Origin of the sequence: Jeotgalibacillus sp. ET6 (assembly GCF_029667115.1) — a bacterium.
Lineage (GTDB): Bacteria > Bacillota > Bacilli > Bacillales > Jeotgalibacillaceae > Jeotgalibacillus.
In genome coordinates this window covers 1-257 of sequence record NZ_JARUIU010000160.1, presented here as the reverse complement: position 1 = coordinate 257, position 257 = coordinate 1, and the positions used below count along the sequence as shown (strand labels likewise).

Genomic DNA, 257 nt, shown 5'->3' with positions numbered 1-257 from the left:
TAGATTTCTTCCATATCCTTTATTTCTTCCCCAGTTGATTTAGAGATTAAAAAGGAACGAACAAACCAGGTCGACAGCACGAGATGCCCGGTTAAGGAAGCACGTATCGCAACCTCTGCTGTTTCCTGATCCCGGATTTCTCCCACCATGATGATATTGGGATCCTGACGCAAAATCGCCCGCAGTCCCGCAGCAAACGCCAGTCCCACATTGGAGTTTACCTGTATTTGATTTATTCCTTCCATTTGATACTCAAC

1 protein-coding gene is annotated in these 257 nt (G+C 45.5%); it reads right to left on the bottom strand.

The features are described 5' to 3' along the window. Nucleotides 1-257 (bottom strand): ATPase, T2SS/T4P/T4SS family (locus tag P6709_RS20085; protein WP_278242661.1); only part of this gene is annotated, 257 nt, incomplete at both ends.